A 15,807-nucleotide genomic window follows, 5' to 3' on the forward strand; every position below is an offset into this window, starting at 1 on the left:
ATCATCGCAGGTCACAAGGCTCTTCTTCATTCCCGGAGAAGTTGTCCACAGACGTCAGCCGGTGGATCCGGGCTGAGGCTACGCGCGTCGCGCAACCCTGACGGGCCGGCAAAAGGGGATACGGCTACGCCGAAAGGGGGTACCTCGTTTGGTCCGTTTCGACGCCGGTCCGGACGTCACGTGGTCGGCGCGAGAGGTCCGGACCGGGCCCCTGCGTCAACTGTCCGAGCGCGGGGGCACCGTGACACGGGCCGTGCGGCGTTCGCCGTCCAGCACACGCAGCGCACGCGCCAGCGTGGGGGCGTGCACCTCGGTCTCGCCCCGCTGGTGCATGAGCGTCAGCGCGTCCCGCAGTTCGGCCGCCTTGGTGACCAACGCCTGGGCGGCGCGCAGCCCGCGGTAGGTGTCGCCGTGGTGGGCGGGGTTGATCCGCCCGAGCAGATCGACCACGTCGAGGTAACGGTCGATCAACTCGCCCTCGGCACGCGTCAGGGCCGGCAGGGGCGGCAGCTCCGGTGGCAGCATCCGTGGCTCACCTGGCGCCCTTGCGGCTCGGGACGAGGGCGTCCACCAGGCCGTACTCCAGTGCCCCCGGGGCGTCGAGCACCTTGTCCCGCTCGATGTCCGCGCGGACCTGCTCCGGGGAGCGCCCGGTGTGCCGTACGAGCATCTCCTCCAGGCGGGCCCGAACGCGCGTCAACTCGTCGGCCTGGATGGCCAGATCGCCGGCCTGGCCCTCGACAGGCTCGGGCAGCGCCGGCTGGCTGAGCACCACCCGCGCGCCCGGCAGGGCGAACCGCTTGCCCGGCGTGCCCGCGGCCACCAGCACCGCGGCGGTCGGACCGGCCTGGCCCAGCAGGATCGTCTCCACGTCGCAGCTGACGTACCGCAGGGTGTCGTAGATCGCGGACATGGCGCTGAACGGACCGCCGGGGGAGTTGACGTACAGGGAGATGTCCCGGTCCGGGTCCTTGTGCTCCAGGTACATGAACTGCGCCATCACGTCATTGGCCGCGGTGTCGTCCACCTGTGTGCCGAGAAAGACGATCCGCTCCTCCAGGAGCTTGGAGTAGGGATCCAGCGTCCTCGTCCCGGAGCTGGTGCGTTCGGTGAACTCGGGCAGGACATGGCGGGCGAACGGTCGGGTCATGGCGAACCCCCTCCTCGGCGGCACGGCTGTCTCTGTAAAAAATGTACAGGACGTACATGACGTTATGATGAGGGTATGGCCTACGAGATTCCGGTGACGCAAGCCAGGGCTGAGCTCGCCGACCTGATCAACCGGGTGGTCTACGGCGGTGAGCGCGTCGTCGTGACACGGCACGGCAAGCCCCTCGTCGCGCTGGTGTCCGCCGCCGACCTCGAACGGCTCGAACAGCTCGCGGACCCCGCCGATCTCCCGGAGGAGCAGGTGATCAGCGCGGTCTCCAACGTCCGCGAGGTCGCCTCCGCCCCCGGCGAACACCGGCGCTTCGGTATCGCCGCCGAGCACAGGGGGCCGGGCGCCTCCTAGGGCACCGGGGCGAGCTCCCGCTCGGGTGCCGGCTCGCCCTGTGTCCGCTGCTTCAGCAGGGCGCCGAGCAGGACGGCGCCCAGGCCCAGCGCCGCCCACCAGGTCAGCGTCAGGACGGGGCCGGCCGCCCCGGCGCCGTCGAAGAAGGCCGTCGACCGCAGTGCGCCGAGCAGGACGGCGCCCAGGCCCAGCGCCGCCCACCAGGTCAGCGTCAGGACGGGGCCGGTCGCTCCGGCGCCCTCGAAGAAGGCCGTCGACCGCAGCGCGCCGGCGCCCGCGCCCGGCGGCAGCCACTGCCCGATGACGCCGACCGGCTCGGGCAGCATCTCCGGCGCCGAGCCCGCCCCGGAGAAGGGGTTGCCGAACAGCATCACCAGGCCCGCGGTGATCCCGATCCCGGCGGGGCCGATCAGGGCGGCCAGGCCGGCGACGGCGGCGCTCACCGCAAGCGTCGACAGGCCGAGCACCGCCGCGTCCGCCCACCAGTTGCCGTCGATGACCTCCAGCCAGCTGTTCGCCACGGCGGTGGCGGCGACGCCCACCAGCACGGCGGAACCGGCCAGAGCGGCCACGCCCCGAGCGCCGCGCAGCCCGAGCAGGGTCACCACGGCACCGGCCGCGATGCCGGCCAGGGCGAGCGGCAGCACGCTCGCGGTCAGGGCCGCGCCCCGCGGGTCGTTCTCGGGCGCGGGCACCACGTCGACGGTCGCGTCGGCCTGCCGCCCCATCTGTTCCTGGAGCAACTGGGCCACGACCGGGCTCGCCGCGGAGGCGGTGAGCAACTTGGTTCCCTCAGGGGTGACGACGAGCGCGCCGTACGGACCGGTCCTCGACGGCGTCGCGGGCGGCGGCCTCGTCGGCGTAGCGGTGGATCTCGAACGCGCCCTGATGAGCATGGCGGAGCCGCGGCCGGGCGCCTGACTGGATCACAGCTCGGTTAACTTGCTTGAAACTCGGTCCAACTAGCCTCCCTCCACGCCACCAGGGACTTTGCCCGTGGCTGCGGCAACCGGGCCCTGCACGGTCCGGAGCGAGGACTGTGAGGTGGGCTGTGCAACTGACCCCGCACGAGCAAGAGAGGCTGCTGATCCATGTGGCGGCCGACGTCGCCGAGAAGCGCCGGGCCCGCGGGCTCAAGCTCAACCACCCCGAGACCATCGCCCTCATCACCTCGCACATCCTCGAAGGTGCGCGGGACGGCCGTACGGTCGCCGAGCTCATGGCCTCCGGGCGCAAGCTGCTCACCCGGGACGACGTGATGGACGGCATACCGGAGATGATCCACGACGTCCAGGTCGAGGCGACCTTCCCGGACGGCACCAAGCTCGTCACCGTCCACGAGCCGATCGTCTGAGGGGCGTTGCGATGATTCCCGGAGAGATCCTGTTCGCGGACGAGCCCGTCGCGTACAACGAAGGCCGCGAGGTCACGCGGCTGACCGTCCTCAATGCCGCCGACCGGCCCGTCCAGGTCGGCTCCCACTACCACTTCGCCGAGGCCAACCCCGGTCTGGACTTCGACCGCGGCGCCGCCCGCGGCAAGCGGCTCAACATCGCCGCCGGTACCGCCGTGCGCTTCGAGCCCGGGATCCCCGTCGACGTCGAACTCGTCCCGCTCGCCGGCGCCCGTATCGTGCCCGGCCTGCGCGGGGAGACCGGAGGTGCCCTCGATGCCTGAGATCTCGCGTGCCGCGTACGCCGATCTGTTCGGCCCGACGACCGGTGACCGGATCCGGCTCGCCGACACAGATCTGCTGGTCGAGATCGAGGAGGACCGCTCCGGCGGCCCCGGACTCGCCGGTGACGAGGCCGTGTTCGGCGGCGGCAAGGTCATCCGTGAGTCCATGGGACAGTCGCGCGCCACGCGCGCAGAAGGCACCCCGGACACGGTCATCACCGGCGCGGTCGTGATCGACCACTGGGGGATCGTCAAGGCCGACGTCGGTATCCGCGACGGGCGGATCACCGGCATCGGCAAGGCGGGCAACCCCGACACGATGGACGGGGTCCACCCCGACCTCGTCATCGGCCCCGAGACCGAGATCATCGCGGGCAACGGGCGGATCCTCACGGCCGGTGCCATCGACGCGCACGTCCACTTCATCTGCCCGCAGATCGCCGACGAGGCGCTGGCGGCGGGGATCACCACGCTGATCGGCGGCGGCACCGGACCGGCGGAGGGCTCCAAGGCGACCACCGTGACGCCGGGGCCGTGGCATCTGGCGCGGATGCTGGAGGCGATGGAGGCCTATCCCCTCAACATCGGCTTCCTCGGCAAGGGCAACACCGTCTCGCACGAGGCGATGCTGTCGCAGATCCGTGGGGGAGCGATGGGGCTGAAGCTGCACGAGGACTGGGGGTCCACGCCCGCCGTCATCGACGCCTCGCTGACCGTCGCCGGCCGTACCGGCATCCAGGTCGCCATCCACACCGACACCTTGAACGAGGCCGGGTTCGTCGGTGACACCCTGGCGGCCATCGGTGGCCGGGGCATTCACGCGTACCACACCGAAGGTGCGGGCGGCGGGCACGCACCGGACATCATGACCGTGGTCTCCGAGCCGCATGTGCTGCCCAGCTCCACCAACCCGACACGGCCGTTCACCGTCAACACCGCCGAGGAACACCTCGACATGCTGATGGTGTGCCACCACCTCAACCCGGCCGTGCCCGAGGACCTCGCCTTCGCCGAGTCCCGGATCCGGCCCTCGACGATCGGCGCCGAGGACATCCTGCACGACCTCGGCGCCATCTCGATCATCTCCTCCGACGCGCAGGCCATGGGACGGGTCGGCGAGGTCGTCATGCGGACCTGGCAGACCGCGCATGTGATGAAGGGACGGCGGGGGGCGCTGCCTGGGGACGGGCGCGCGGACAATCGTCGGGTACGGCGGTACATCGCCAAGTACACGATCAACCCCGCGCTCGCCCAGGGGATCGCGGGGCAGGTCGGGTCCGTGGAGACCGGGAAGCTCGCCGATCTGGCGCTGTGGGAGCCGGCGTTCTTCGGCGTCAAGCCGCAACTCGTCCTCAAGGGCGGGCAGATCGCGTACGCGCAGATGGGCGACGCCAATGCGTCGATTCCCACGCCGCAGCCGATTCTTCCCCGGCCGATGTTCGGGGCGATCGGGCGGGGCCCCGCCTCGAACTCCCTGAACTTCGTCGCTCCGTTGGCGATCGAGGACGGGTTGCCCGAGCGGCTTCAGCTCGGTAAGCGGTTTGTGGGGATCGAGTCGACTCGGGGTGTCACCAAGGCCGATATGCGGGAGAACTCCGCCCGGCCGGAGGTGCGTGTGGATCCCGACAGTTTTGCCGTGCACATCGACGGGGAGCTGGTCGAGGCCACTCCTGCCGCCGAACTGCCCATGGCCCAGCGGTACTTCCTCTTCTGATGTCCAGGGCAGCGCTTCTTGTACTGGCCGACGGGCGGTTTCCCGCCGGAGGGCACGCGCACTCCGGCGGGGCGGAGGCGGCCGTCAAGGCGGGGCGGGTGACCGGGGCCGCGAGTCTGGAGGACTTCTGCCGGGGGCGATTGCATACGGCGGGTCGGGTAGCCGCGGCACTCGCTGCGGCTGCCGTGCTCGGGGTGGATCCTCGGGCGTTGGACGAGGCCGCGGAAGCGCGTACGCCTTCGCCTGCCCTGCGCGGTGCCGCGCGGAAGCTGGGGCGGCAGTTGATGCGGGCCGCTCGGGCTGCCTGGCCGTCGGGTGAGCTCGATGCTCTGGCTCGGGAGTTCCCCAAGGGGGCCCACCAGCCCGTGGTGTTGGGGATTGTGGCTCGGGAGGCTGGGCTCGGGCCCGTGGATGCGGCGTACTGCGCGGTGTACGAGAGTGTCAGTGGGCCCGCGTCTGCGACCGTGCGGTTGCTGAGTCTTGATCCGTTCGAGGCTACGGCGGTGTTGGCTCGGCTGGCTCCTGAGATGGACCTTGTGGTGGATGGGGCGGTGGAGGCGGCGCGGCGGGCTGCCGACGAGGGGGTTGATGCGCTGCCTGCGGGGTCTTCGCCCTTGCTGGAGATCGGGGCGGAGGTGCATGCGTCCTGGGCCGTGCGGTTGTTCGCGTCCTGAGCTCTTCGCCCCCGCCGCCCCTTCCCGTTCCCGACCCCTGGGGGCTCCGCCCCCAGACCCCCGTCCGGCCCTTGAGGGGCCTCGTCCTCGAACGCCGGACGGGCTGAACAAACGGAGCCGTTTCATGCATCTTGACCACTCTCACTCCCACGACACCCCCGCCCCCAGCGCCGACGCCCGTCGCCCCGACGGCTCCCGTCGTGCTCTTCGGATCGGGCTCGGTGGGCCCGTGGGGTCCGGGAAGACCGCTACGGTTGCCGCGCTGTGTCGGGCCCTGCGGGACGAGTTGTCGTTGGCCGTCGTCACCAATGACATCTATACGCGGGAGGATGCCGAGTTCCTGTTGCGTGAGGCCGTGCTGCCTCCCGAGCGGATCACCGCCGTCGAGACAGGTGCCTGTCCGCATACCGCGATTCGGGACGACATCTCCGCCAACCTCGAAGCCGTCGAGGATCTCGAAGACGAGGTCGGGCCGTTGCAGCTCATCCTTGTGGAGTCCGGTGGGGACAATCTCACCGCCACCTTCTCCAAGGGGCTCGTCGACGCGCAGATCTTTGTGATCGATGTCGCCGGGGGTGATGACATTCCGCGCAAGGGCGGGCCCGGGGTCACTACCGCCGATCTGCTCGTCGTCAACAAGACCGACCTCGCCCCTCACGTCGGCTCCGATCTCGCCCGCATGGCGGCCGACGCCAAGGCGCAGCGGGCCGAACTGCCGGTCGTCTTCCAGTCGTTGCGTTCCGAGGACGGGGTGCGGGACGTCGCCGCATGGGTGCGTGCGCAGCTCGCCGCGTGGTCGGCGTGATCGCGACCGGAGTCGTCGCCACGGCACGGATCGGTGCTCGCGGCGACGGCAGGGGCGGCACGGCGTTGCCGGTGCTGGAAGGGGATGGGCCCCTCGCCCTGCGGCGCACCCGGGGGAGCGGGAGCGAGGCGCGGGTCATGCTCGTCGGCGCGATGAGCGGGCCGCTCGGCGGTGACCGGTTCGCCGTCGAGGCCGATGTGGCGGAGGGCGCCCGGCTGAACGTCGGGTCCGCCGCCGCGACCATCGCCCTCCCGGGCCAGGCCAAGGGCGACGCCCGCTACGACGTACGGCTCACCGTCGCCGACGGCGGCGAACTGCGCTGGCTGCCCGAGCAGTTGATCTCCGCCGGTGGCAGCGATCTGTATGTCACCACACAGGTCGACCTCGGTGCGACCGCCCGGCTCGTGCTGCGCGAGGAGCAGGTGCTCGGACGGGTGGGGGAGGAGCCGGGGCGGCTCACCAGTCGGCTCACCATCCGGATCGCCGGGCGGACCGTCCTCGACCAGGAACTGGCCTGCGGGCCCGGGGCACCGGGCGGCTGGGACGGGCCCGCCGGACTGGCGGGACATCGCGCGGTCGGGCAACTCGTCATCGTACGCCCTGAGTTCGCGGACGAACCCGTGACCTCCCGGCGCCTCGCCGAGAACGCCGTGCTGGTTCCGCTGGCCGGACCCGCCGCTCTCGTGACCGCCGTCGCGCCGGACGCGCGCGTGCTGCGCCAAGTGCTGGACCAGGCGCTGGGGGCTGTCGCCTGAGTTCCGGTGCCAACCGCCGTTGATCCAGGGGTCTTGCCCGCGGCGGGAGGCTCAGCCGAGCGGCATCTTCGGGAACCTGCGCGCCTTGTGCTCGCCCTCGGCCTGCTTCGCCTTGGCGACGGCCGCGTACTCGTCGACGTACTCCTGCTCGGAGAGGGACAGGATGGCATACATGATCTCGTCGGTGATGGCGCGCAGGATCGCCTTCTCGTTCTCCATTCCGGCGTAGCGGGAGAAGTCCAGGGGCTTGCCGAAGCGGATGACCACGGGGTGGATGTTGGGGATGACCTTGCCGGGCGGCTGGGCCTCGAAGGTGCCGATCATCGCGCAGGGAATCACCGGCACCCCGGCCTTGAGCGCCATCACCGCGACCCCGACCTTGCCCTTGTACAGACGGCCGTCGTGGGAGCGGGTGCCCTCCGGGTAGATGCCCAGCAACTCGTCCTTGCCCAGTACTCCGAGGCCTTCGCGGATCGCGGCCTGGCCGGCTTCCTTGCCGGAGCGGTCGACCGGGATCTGGCCGGCGCTGCGGAAGAAGAACGCCGTCAGACGGCCCCTGAGGCCGGGCCCGGTGAAGTACTCGGCCTTGGCGAGGAAGGTGATGCGCCGCTTGAGGATCGCGGGCATCAGGAAGTGGTCCGAGAAGGAGAGGTGGTTGCCCGCGACGATGGCCGCTCCGGACGAAGGAACGTTTTCCAGGCCTTCTGTGCGGGGGCGGAAGACAAGTCTCAAAAGAGGGCCCAGCAACACGTACTTGAGCAGGTAGTAGAACAAGGAGTCGCTCCTCTACTCCGGCGGATCGGCTCAACTGCCATGTTCCGGCAGGTCAACCGGCGTGTTGTGGGGGTGCCAGTGTAGGGGGAGGCGGTCGTGGCCGTAACCGTGCCCGGGGTGAGTGGCGCAGACCTTTCCGGCGACCTTGACAGGGCCCTCACTTCACCTCACAGCCGTACCACCACCAGTGCCGTGTCGTCGGTGGCGCCGCCCGGTGGCAGCAGGTCCAACAGGACCGCGTCCGCCAGGGCCTCGGGATCGTCGTGGCAGTGGGCGACGAGGGAGTCGGCGAGCCGGGTGAGACCGGCGTCGATGTCCTCCCGTCGGCGTTCGACGAGTCCGTCGGTGTACAGCACGAGCGTGGCGCCGTCGGCGAAACCGGTCTCCGCCTGCGGCCTTGGGACCGGGTCGGGGCGGGCGTCGAGCGGCGGGTCGGTGGCCCGGTCGAGGAACTCCACGCGGCCGTCGGCGTGCAGCAGCACGGGCGGCGGATGGCCCGCGCTGCTGTAGGCGATGGTGTGGCGGTCGAAGTCGACGAACGTGGTGACCGCGGTGGCCGATTCCGCGCCGTCCACGACATGGGCGTACCGGCCGAGGACGTCGAGCGCCTGGGCGGGCCCGGCGGCGACACGGGAGGCGGCGCTGAGCGCACTGCGCAGCTGGCCCATGACACCGGCGGCGGCGAGGCCGTGGCCGACCACGTCGCCGACGGACACCCCGATGCGGTTGCCGCCCACCAGGTCGACCAGGTCGTACCAGTCCCCGCACACGTTGAGCGCGCCCACCGCGGGCCTGTAGCGCACGGCGGCGGCCTGGTGGCGGACCTGGCGGCGGGCGGGGAGCATCGCCTCCTGGAGGGCCAGCGCCACCTCCCGTTCCCGGGCGTGGGCCTGGCGGAGCCGGTCGTTGAGCTCCTGGAGCTCCCGCGCGCGGGTGTACAGCTCGGCCTCCAGTACCCGGGTGCGGCTGCCGGTCGGGCCGCCATGGGTCCGGATCAGCTCGGTGACCTCCTCGACCCGGTGCACCAGCAGCACGACCTGTCCGTCGGGGCCGAGGACCGGGGCGTTGACCGGGCTCCAGTAGCGCTCCTCCCACTGCCCCGGCCGGTCGGGGTACTCGACGTCGTAGCGCTGCAGGGCCATGGTGTCGCGCTCGCCGGTGGCCAGGACCCGGCGCATCGAGGCCTCGACGTTGCGCATGCCCTCTGCCGTCGGGTTGTCGGGATTCTCCGGGAAGACGTCGAAGATGTGGTGGCCGACCACCTGCTCGCGCTTGCGCCCGGCCCCGCGCAGGAAGTCCTCGTTGACGTCCGCGTAGACCAGCTCGGGCGTCAGCAGCGCCACCATGCCGGGCAGGCCCTTGAAGACCGCCGCGTAGTCGATCTCCGTGTCGTTCATGGCTCCCGCCTCACCACCGGGATCACACCAGTTTCGCATGTCATAGGGCAGGCGCGCCGAGCGCGCCGATCACTCCCCCGGCTCCGTGAGCGACTGCTCCGCCCAGATGATCTTGCCCTCGGGGGCGAACCGGGTGCCCCACCGCTGGGCGAACTGGGACACCAGCAGCAGCCCGCGGCCGCCCTCGTCGGTGACGCGGGGATGGCGCAGATGCGGTGCGGAGGCACCGCCGTCGAAGACCTCGCAGATCAGTGAGCGCTCCCTGATCAGCCGCAGCCGGATGGGGCCGGTGGCGTGCCGGATGGCGTTGGTGACCAGTTCGCTGACGACCAGCTCGGTGGTGAAGGCCAGCGGCTCAAGGCCCCACTCGGTCAGCTGGCGGGTGGCGCCCTTGCGGGCGTCGGCGACCACGGCGGGGTCGCTCGGCAGGTCCCAGTCCGCGACCTGGTCGTCGCCGAGCAGCCGGGTGCGGGCCATCAGCAGCACCACGTCGTCGTGCGGCCGCACCGGGACCAGCGCGTCGACCACGGCCCGGGAGTGCAGCGCGAGCGAGGCCGCCGGGCGTTCCAGGGCCGGCCGCAGCCGGTCCGGGTCCGCGTCGATGGCCCCGGAGTCCCCGCGGGCCAGCAGACCGTCCGTGTACAGGGCGAGGGTGCTGCCCTCGGCCAGCACCATCTCGACCGACTCGAAGGGCGGACCGCCGACACCGAGCGCCGGGCCCTGCGGCAGATCGACGAAGGTGACCTCGCCCCCGGGCAGCACCACGGCCGGGGAGGGGTGGCCCGCGGCGGCCAGGGTGCACTGCCCGTCGACCGGGTCGTACACCGCGTACACACACCCGGACCCCACCGCCCGCATGCTGTCGGCGCCCTCGGTGCTCGCGACGTACGGCGCCACCCCGTCGTCCCGGGCCGACCGCCCGACCAGGTCGTCGAGATGGGCCAGCACCTCCTCCGGCCGCAGATCCAGCGCGGCGAGCGTCCGTACGGCCGTACGCAGCCGTCCCATGGCCGCCGCCGCGCCGATGCCGTGTCCGGGCACCTCGCCCACCACCAGGGCGACCCGCGCCCCGGACAACGGCACCACGTCGTACCAGTCGCCGCCGAGGCCGGTCAGCTCGTCGGCGGGCCGGTAGCAGGCGGCGACCTCCACGGCGTCCTGGTCGCTCAGCCGGTGCGGGAGCAGACTGCGCTGCAGGACCAGGGCCGCGTCGCGTTCACGGGTGTAGCGGCGGGCGTTGTCCACGCAGACCGCGGCCCGCGACACCAGGTCCTCGGCGAGCCGCAGATCGTCCTCGTCGAAGGGCTCCTTGCGGCCCCGCCGCACGAACGCGGTGATGCCCAGGGTGACGCCGCGCGCGCGGACCGGCACGATCATCACGCTGTGCAGCCCCAGCTCCCGCAAGGTGGCCTCCCGCCCGAGCAGGTCCGTCGCCCACCCCCGGGCGAGCGGGTCGAGCTGTTCCGCGCGCCACGAGCTGCCGGTGGTCAGACAGCGGATCGGCGGTGATCCGGCCAGGTAGGTGGCGACCGATCCGATGCCGACGGCCTCGTCCTCGCTCACCGAGCGGTGGCCCGCCCGGCGCAGCTCCACGGGCTCGTGGTCGCTCAGCGGTCCGGACGCGGGCTCCCCGCCGCTCAGCACCGACTCCAGCAGGTCCACCCAGACCAGGTCGGCGAAGCCCGGGACGGCCACGTCGGCCAGCTCCTGGGCGGTGTGCACCACGTCCAGGGTGCGGCCGATGTGGCGGCCGGCCCGGTCCAGCAGGGCGAGCCGCCGGCGGGCCCGGTGCCGCTCGCTGACGTCGACGACCGTGTAGTACACGCCCATCGCCCGGCCCCGGTCGTCGTCGAGCCGGGTGAACGACATCATGTGCGCCGTCTCCCGGTGCGGGGCGGAGCGCACATGGCCCAGATGCTCGTACCCGACCACCGGCTCGCCGGTCTCCAGCACCCGCCGCATCTGGTTCTCGACGCCCGCTGCGTCCAGACCGGGCTGTATGTCCGCGAGCCGCCGCCCCAGCCGCTGATACGCCGGTCCGCCGCCGAACTGCTCCAGCGCCGCGTTGGACCAGACGAACCTGAGGTCGGTGTCCACGATCGCTATGCCGACGGGCGAGCGGGCCACCATCTGCTCCAGCACCGTCCGGCTCATGTCCCACCCGGGTGCCTGCTCCATCTCCGACAGCAGCGCCAGCCAGCGCGCCGGACCGTCCGGCTCGGGCGCCGCGACGACCCGCACCATGACCCGCACCTCACGGCCGTCCGCGCGCCGGGCGGTCAGCAGACCCGCCCAGCCGCCGTCCCGGCGACAGCGTTCGGCCAGTTCGGGCACGCGCGCCGCGTCCTCGGCCGACAGCAGGACGGAGACCGGCCGGCCCACCACGTCCGCCGCCCCGTACGCCAGCAGCCGCTGGGCGCCGCTGGTCCAGCAGGTCACCAGTCCCTGGGCGTCGAGCAGCACGGGCGCGGCATCGGCCACATCGAACCGATGCCGCTCCGCGGCGTGCTCCTCTTCTGTGCCCACGGCCGACCTCTCCGTCGCTGGGGTCGCTGAGAGCGGTCTACGTCAGTGGTCTACCACCTCTGATCCCAGTGTTCACCCTCGCAGCGCGGACGACGGATGGCCACCGCGGGTCAGGCCAGCACCTTCTCCAGTGAGGCCAGCGCCCCCGTCAGTTCCTCGGCGGTGATCGTCAGCGGCGGCGCCAGCCGGATGGTGGAACCGTGGGTGTCCTTGACCAGCACACCCTCCCGCATCAGCCGCTCACCGATCTCGCGTCCGGTGCCCACGGCCGGGTCGATGTCCACGCCCGCCCACAGGCCGCGCGCCCGGAAGCCGACGACGCCCTTGCCGACCAGCTCCGTCAGTCCGTCCCGCAGGCCGACACCCAGCTCGGCCGCCCGGCGCTGGAACTCGCCCGTCTCCAGCAGCTCCACCACCGCCGTGCCGACCGCCGCGGCCAGCGGATTGCCGCCGAAGGTCGAACCGTGCTCGCCGGGCCGCAGCACCCCGAGCACATCCCGCCGGGCCACCACCGCGGACACCGGGACGATGCCGCCGCCCAGCGCCTTGCCGAGGAGCAGCATGTCGGGGACGACCGACTCGTGCTCGACGGCGAGGGTACGGCCGGTGCGGCCGAGGCCCGACTGGATCTCGTCCGCGATGAACAGACAGCCCTTGCGGCGGGTCAGCTCCCGCACTCCGGCCAGATAGCCGTCGTCCGGGATCAGTACGCCCGCCTCGCCCTGGATGGGCTCGATGAGCACCGCCGCCGTGGTGTCGTCGACGGCCTCCTCCAGCGCCGCCAGGTCGTTGTACGGCACGACCCGGAAGCCCGGGGTGAAGGGGCCGAAGCCGCTGCGGGCGGTCTCGTCGGTGGAGAAGCTGACGATCGTCGTCGTACGGCCGTGGAAGTTGTCCGCCGCGACCACGATGGTCGCCTGGTCGGCCGGGACTCCCTTGATCTCGTACGCCCACTTGCGGGCCACCTTGACGGCGCTCTCGACCGCCTCGGCGCCGGTGTTCATGGGCAGCACCATGTCCAGCCCGGTCAGCGCGGCCAGGCGCTCGGCGAACTCGGCGAGCTTGTCGTTGTGGAAGGCGCGCGAGGTGAGGGTGAGCCGGTCCAGCTGACGGTGTGCCGCTTCGATCAGGCCGGGGTGGCGGTGGCCGAAGTTGAGCGCCGAGTAGCCGGCCAGCATGTCCAGGTAGCGGCGGCCCTCGACGTCCTCCACCCAGGTGCCCTCGGCGCGGGCGACGACCAGGGGCAGCGGGTGGTAGTTGTGCGCGAGGACGGGCTCCTCCGCACGGATCAGTTCGGCGGACGTACGGGTGCGGGCGGGTGCGGTCATGAGCGGATCTCCTGGGTGCAGCACTTGATGCCGCCGCCGGCCTTGCGCAGCTCGGACAGGTCGACGGGGACGGGGAGGTAGCCACGGCGGTCCAGCTGGTCGGCGAGGGCCGTCGCCTCCGGCGAGATGAAGACATGCCGTCCGTCGGAGACGGAGTTGAGGCCGAAGCTCATCGCGTCCTCACGCGTGGCCAGCACGGCGTCCGGGTACAGGCGCCGCAGGACCTCGCGGCTGCCCGGCGAGAAGGCCTCCGGGTAGTAGGCGATGTTTTCCGCGGGGCTCTCGTCCAGCACGAACAGCGCGGTGTCCAGGTGGTAGAAGTACGGGTCCACCAGCGTCAGGCTGATCACCGGGACGCCGAAGAACTCCTGCACCTCGCGATGGGCCTCACGGGTCGTGCGGAAGCCGGTGCCGGCCAGTACGTACCGGCCCGTGGGGACCAGGTCGCCCTCGCCCTCGCACACGGACTCCGGGCGGTAGACGTCGAATCCGGACGCCTTGAACCAGGTCTCGTAGTGGGTGGACTCGGGACGGCGCTCGGGCGCGTGGAAGAGGGAGCCGAAGACACGGCCGTCCACGACGACCGCGCAGTTGGCGGCGAAGACCATGTCGGGCAGGCCGGGGACCGGCTCCACCGTGTCGACGGTGTGGCCGTGGGAGCGGTAGGCGCGGATCAGCGACTGCCACTGCTCCCGGGCCAGATCGACGTCGACCCGGACGTCCGGGCGCATCCAGGGATTGATCGCGTACTGCACGCCGAAATGTCTGGGTTCACAGACGAGAAAGCGCCGTCGGCGCGGCACACGGCTTTCGGGCACAGAGGGGTTCCTCCGCTTCCTGCGGTGTGGACTGGGTTGACACCAAGGTAGGAAGTGACCCAGACGCCCGACAAGGAAGGAGGACTGCGTGTTCACGCAGGAATGCTGCGTGTTCTCCCGGCTCAGCGCAGGTCTGCTGCGCCGTCCGGCGCCGCGTGGCTGGCGCCCGCCTCCGGGCTTTCCGGGAGGAGATGGGACAGCACCATCACGCTGATCGTCTTCCGGATGAACGGCTCCACGCGGATCCGCTCCAGCACCTCCTCGAAGTGCTCCACATCCCGCGCCCGTACGTGCAGCAGCGCGTCCGCGCCGCCCGTCACCGTCATCGCCGCGGTGATCTCCGGATGGTTGCGGACCACCTCCGCGAGCCGCCGGGGCGGGGCCGCGCCCTCGCAGTACACCTCGACGTACGCCTCCGTGCGCCAGCCCAGCGCCGAAGGTTTCACCGTCGCCGTGAACCCGGTGATCACGCCGGACTCCCGCAGCCGGTCCACCCTCCGCTTGACCGCCGTGGAGGACAGCCCGACCTCCGCGCCGATCTCGGCGAAACTGGTCCTGGCGTTCGCCATCAGGGCGGTGATGATCTTCCGGTCGAGCTCGTCGAACGGCGTGGGCCTGCTGTTCATGGCGGCACCCTATCCAGCGCAGACGTCCACACCTCGGCCCGTGTGCAGGCGTACGAATTGCTCCTACACTCCACGTTCATGCTGCGCGCCCTGGCTGTCGACGACGAACGCCCCTCGCTGGAGGAACTGGTGTACCTCCTCAACGCCGATCCCCGCATCGGCAGCGCGGAGGGCGCCGGGGACGCCACCGAGGCGCTGCGCCGGATCAACCGCGCGCTGGAGTCGGGGCCCGCCGGGCCCGAGGCGATCGACGTCGTCTTCCTCGACATCAACATGCCGGGACTCGACGGCCTCGACCTGGCCCGGCTGCTCACCGGGTTCGCCAAGCCGCCGCTGGTCGTGTTCGTCACCGCCCACGAGGACTTCGCCGTCCAGGCCTTCGACCTCAAGGCCGTCGACTACGTCCTCAAGCCCGTTCGCAAGGAGCGCCTCGGCGAGGCCGTACGCCGGGCCGCCGAACTGATCGAGACCGGCCCGCGCATACCCGTGCACGAGCCCGACCCCGACCACATACCCGTCGAACTCGGCGGGGTGACCCGGTTCGTCTCCGTCGACGACATCACCCATGTCGAGGCCCAGGGCGACTACGCCCGGCTGCACACCGACAAGGGCAGCCATCTCGTCCGTATCCCGCTGTCCACCCTGGAGGAGCGCTGGCGCTCCCGCGGCTTCGTCCGTATCCACCGCCGTCATCTGGTCGCCCTGCGCCACATCGGCGAACTCCGCCTGGACGCGGGCACGGTGAGCGTCCTGGTCGGCACCGAGGAACTCCAGGTCAGCCGGCGCCACGCGCGCGAGCTGCGGGACCTGCTGATGAGGAGGCCCTGACGGTGCCGAACCAGGACCCCGCCGAGCGCCGTGTCGTCGTCACCGGACCGCCCCGGCGCACCCGTCCCACGTCCGGCTACTACCGCCCGCGCACCGAGATCGACGAGCAGACCACGCTCGGCCACACCTACGTCCGCTCCCTGATGCGCTCCCAACTGCGCGCCGCCCTGGCCGTGGTCGCCGTGCTCGGACTCCTCATCGGCCCCCTGCCGCTGCTGTTCGCCACCATCCCGGACTCCGACCGCCTGGAATGGACGATCCTCGGCTTCTGCCTGTACGCCCCGCTCGTCCTGCTCGCCCGCTGGTACGTGGGGCGCGCCGAACGCAACGAGCGGGACTTCGTCCGTCTCGTCGAGGACCAGGACCGCTGAG

General features: G+C 71.5%; 17 protein-coding genes and 1 pseudogene. 9 read left to right on the top strand and 9 right to left on the bottom strand.

Translation table 11 applies throughout. The annotated features are described in order from the left end of the window. Positions 1–216 precede the first annotated feature (216 nt). Together RMT89_RS32815 and RMT89_RS32820 are read right to left on the bottom strand one after the other, a co-directional pair. The gene (locus RMT89_RS32815; protein ID WP_315887385.1) at positions 217–525 is read right to left on the bottom strand and encodes a hypothetical protein; all 309 of its coding nucleotides are present in this window, start codon (positions 523–525) and stop codon (positions 217–219) included. 7 nt (positions 526–532) lie between these two features. Further along, positions 533–1,150, bottom strand: a complete 618-nt coding sequence (locus RMT89_RS32820; protein ID WP_315887386.1) for an ATP-dependent Clp protease proteolytic subunit — start codon at positions 1,148–1,150, stop codon at positions 533–535. Between the two features lie 75 nt (positions 1,151–1,225). Here RMT89_RS32820 and RMT89_RS32825 point away from each other — a divergent pair, with 75 nt between their 5' ends. Further along, positions 1,226–1,513: a type II toxin-antitoxin system Phd/YefM family antitoxin gene (locus RMT89_RS32825; RefSeq protein WP_315887387.1), complete on the top strand. Its 288-nt coding sequence runs from the start codon at positions 1,226–1,228 to the stop codon at positions 1,511–1,513. Positions 1,514–1,677: 164 nt separating this feature from the next. Here the strand turns inward: RMT89_RS32825 and RMT89_RS32830 are convergent. Beyond that, a pseudogene (locus tag RMT89_RS32830) lies at positions 1,678–2,404 on the bottom strand (ABC transporter permease); the annotation flags it as partial. Between the two features lie 160 nt (positions 2,405–2,564). On the opposite strand from RMT89_RS32830, the gene RMT89_RS32835 reads away from it, so the two are divergent. The 6 genes from RMT89_RS32835 to RMT89_RS32860 all read left to right on the top strand — a co-directional run bounded on the left by RMT89_RS32835 (position 2,565) and on the right by RMT89_RS32860 (position 7,138). Further along, positions 2,565–2,867, top strand: a complete 303-nt coding sequence (locus RMT89_RS32835; protein WP_315887388.1) for an urease subunit gamma — start codon at positions 2,565–2,567, stop codon at positions 2,865–2,867. An 11-nt stretch (positions 2,868–2,878) separates the two neighbouring features. Further along, a complete protein-coding gene (locus RMT89_RS32840; RefSeq protein ID WP_315887389.1) occupies positions 2,879–3,190 on the top strand; it encodes an urease subunit beta in 312 nt (103 codons plus the stop codon). After that, the gene (locus tag RMT89_RS32845; protein ID WP_315887390.1) at positions 3,183–4,904 is read left to right on the top strand and encodes an urease subunit alpha; all 1,722 of its coding nucleotides are present in this window, start codon (positions 3,183–3,185) and stop codon (positions 4,902–4,904) included. The genes RMT89_RS32840 and RMT89_RS32845 overlap by 8 nt, the downstream gene beginning before the upstream one ends. Beyond that, complete coding sequence (locus RMT89_RS32850) at positions 4,904–5,578, top strand: urease accessory UreF family protein (protein ID WP_315887391.1); 675 nt, start codon at positions 4,904–4,906, stop codon at positions 5,576–5,578. The genes RMT89_RS32845 and RMT89_RS32850 overlap by 1 nt, the downstream gene beginning before the upstream one ends. A 124-nt stretch (positions 5,579–5,702) precedes the next feature. Next, positions 5,703–6,383 (top strand): urease accessory protein UreG, encoded by a 681-nt coding sequence (ureG, locus tag RMT89_RS32855; protein WP_315887392.1) that lies wholly within the window; start codon positions 5,703–5,705, stop codon positions 6,381–6,383. After that, entirely contained in the window at positions 6,347–7,138 is a 792-nt protein-coding gene (locus tag RMT89_RS32860; protein WP_315887393.1) for an urease accessory protein UreD, read from the top strand. The genes ureG and RMT89_RS32860 overlap by 37 nt, the downstream gene beginning before the upstream one ends. 51 nt (positions 7,139–7,189) lie before the next feature. On the opposite strand, the gene RMT89_RS32865 is transcribed toward RMT89_RS32860, so the two are convergent. The 6 genes from RMT89_RS32865 to RMT89_RS32890 all read right to left on the bottom strand — a co-directional run bounded on the left by RMT89_RS32865 (position 7,190) and on the right by RMT89_RS32890 (position 14,607). After that, entirely contained in the window at positions 7,190–7,912 is a 723-nt protein-coding gene (locus tag RMT89_RS32865; protein ID WP_315887394.1) for a lysophospholipid acyltransferase family protein, read from the bottom strand. A 167-nt stretch (positions 7,913–8,079) separates the two neighbouring features. After that, a complete protein-coding gene (locus tag RMT89_RS32870; RefSeq protein WP_315887395.1) occupies positions 8,080–9,309 on the bottom strand; it encodes a SpoIIE family protein phosphatase in 1,230 nt (409 codons plus the stop codon). A 69-nt stretch (positions 9,310–9,378) separates the two neighbouring features. Then, positions 9,379–11,835 (bottom strand): SpoIIE family protein phosphatase, encoded by a 2,457-nt coding sequence (locus tag RMT89_RS32875; protein WP_315887396.1) that lies wholly within the window; start codon positions 11,833–11,835, stop codon positions 9,379–9,381. 110 nt (positions 11,836–11,945) lie between these two features. Further along, positions 11,946–13,163 carry an ornithine--oxo-acid transaminase gene (rocD, locus tag RMT89_RS32880; RefSeq protein WP_315887397.1) on the bottom strand — a complete coding sequence of 406 codons (1,218 nt, stop codon included), beginning with the start codon at positions 13,161–13,163 and terminating at the stop codon, positions 11,946–11,948. Next, positions 13,160–13,981, bottom strand: a complete 822-nt coding sequence (gene ddaH / locus RMT89_RS32885; protein ID WP_315887398.1) for a dimethylargininase — start codon at positions 13,979–13,981, stop codon at positions 13,160–13,162. Before ddaH ends, rocD begins: the two co-directional genes overlap by 4 nt. A gap of 122 nt (positions 13,982–14,103) precedes the next feature. Then, positions 14,104–14,607: an Lrp/AsnC family transcriptional regulator gene (locus RMT89_RS32890; RefSeq protein ID WP_315887399.1), complete on the bottom strand. Its 504-nt coding sequence runs from the start codon at positions 14,605–14,607 to the stop codon at positions 14,104–14,106. Positions 14,608–14,685: 78 nt separating this feature from the next. Between RMT89_RS32890 and RMT89_RS32895 the strand changes: the two genes are divergently transcribed. Together RMT89_RS32895 and RMT89_RS32900 are read left to right on the top strand one after the other, a co-directional pair. Further along, positions 14,686–15,435 (top strand): LytTR family DNA-binding domain-containing protein, encoded by a 750-nt coding sequence (locus RMT89_RS32895; RefSeq protein WP_315887400.1) that lies wholly within the window; start codon positions 14,686–14,688, stop codon positions 15,433–15,435. Between the two features lie 2 nt (positions 15,436–15,437). Further along, complete coding sequence (locus tag RMT89_RS32900) at positions 15,438–15,806, top strand: hypothetical protein (RefSeq protein WP_315887401.1); 369 nt, start codon at positions 15,438–15,440, stop codon at positions 15,804–15,806. Position 15,807 lies beyond the last annotated feature (1 nt).

The organism is Streptomyces sp. P17, assembly GCF_032436805.1.
In the GTDB taxonomy this organism is placed as follows: domain Bacteria; phylum Actinomycetota; class Actinomycetes; order Streptomycetales; family Streptomycetaceae; genus Streptomyces.

What these genes read in the sequence shown, in the direction of transcription:
- RMT89_RS32815 (WP_315887385.1), bottom strand. Translation starts at nt 525, where the DNA reads ATGCTGCCACCGGAGCTGCCGCCCCTGCCGGCCCTGACGCGTGCCGAG.
- RMT89_RS32820 (WP_315887386.1), bottom strand. Translation starts at nt 1,150, where the DNA reads ATGACCCGACCGTTCGCCCGCCATGTCCTGCCCGAGTTCACCGAACGC.
- RMT89_RS32825 (WP_315887387.1), top strand. Translation starts at nt 1,226, where the DNA reads ATGGCCTACGAGATTCCGGTGACGCAAGCCAGGGCTGAGCTCGCCGAC.
- RMT89_RS32840 (WP_315887389.1), top strand. Translation starts at nt 2,879, where the DNA reads ATGATTCCCGGAGAGATCCTGTTCGCGGACGAGCCCGTCGCGTACAAC.
- RMT89_RS32845 (WP_315887390.1), top strand. Translation starts at nt 3,183, where the DNA reads ATGCCTGAGATCTCGCGTGCCGCGTACGCCGATCTGTTCGGCCCGACG.
- RMT89_RS32850 (WP_315887391.1), top strand. Translation starts at nt 4,904, where the DNA reads ATGTCCAGGGCAGCGCTTCTTGTACTGGCCGACGGGCGGTTTCCCGCC.
- ureG (WP_315887392.1), top strand. Translation starts at nt 5,703, where the DNA reads ATGCATCTTGACCACTCTCACTCCCACGACACCCCCGCCCCCAGCGCC.
- RMT89_RS32860 (WP_315887393.1), top strand. Translation starts at nt 6,347, where the DNA reads ATGGGTGCGTGCGCAGCTCGCCGCGTGGTCGGCGTGATCGCGACCGGA.
- RMT89_RS32870 (WP_315887395.1), bottom strand. Translation starts at nt 9,309, where the DNA reads ATGAACGACACGGAGATCGACTACGCGGCGGTCTTCAAGGGCCTGCCC.
- rocD (WP_315887397.1), bottom strand. Translation starts at nt 13,163, where the DNA reads ATGACCGCACCCGCCCGCACCCGTACGTCCGCCGAACTGATCCGTGCG.
- RMT89_RS32890 (WP_315887399.1), bottom strand. Translation starts at nt 14,607, where the DNA reads ATGAACAGCAGGCCCACGCCGTTCGACGAGCTCGACCGGAAGATCATC.
- RMT89_RS32895 (WP_315887400.1), top strand. Translation starts at nt 14,686, where the DNA reads ATGCTGCGCGCCCTGGCTGTCGACGACGAACGCCCCTCGCTGGAGGAA.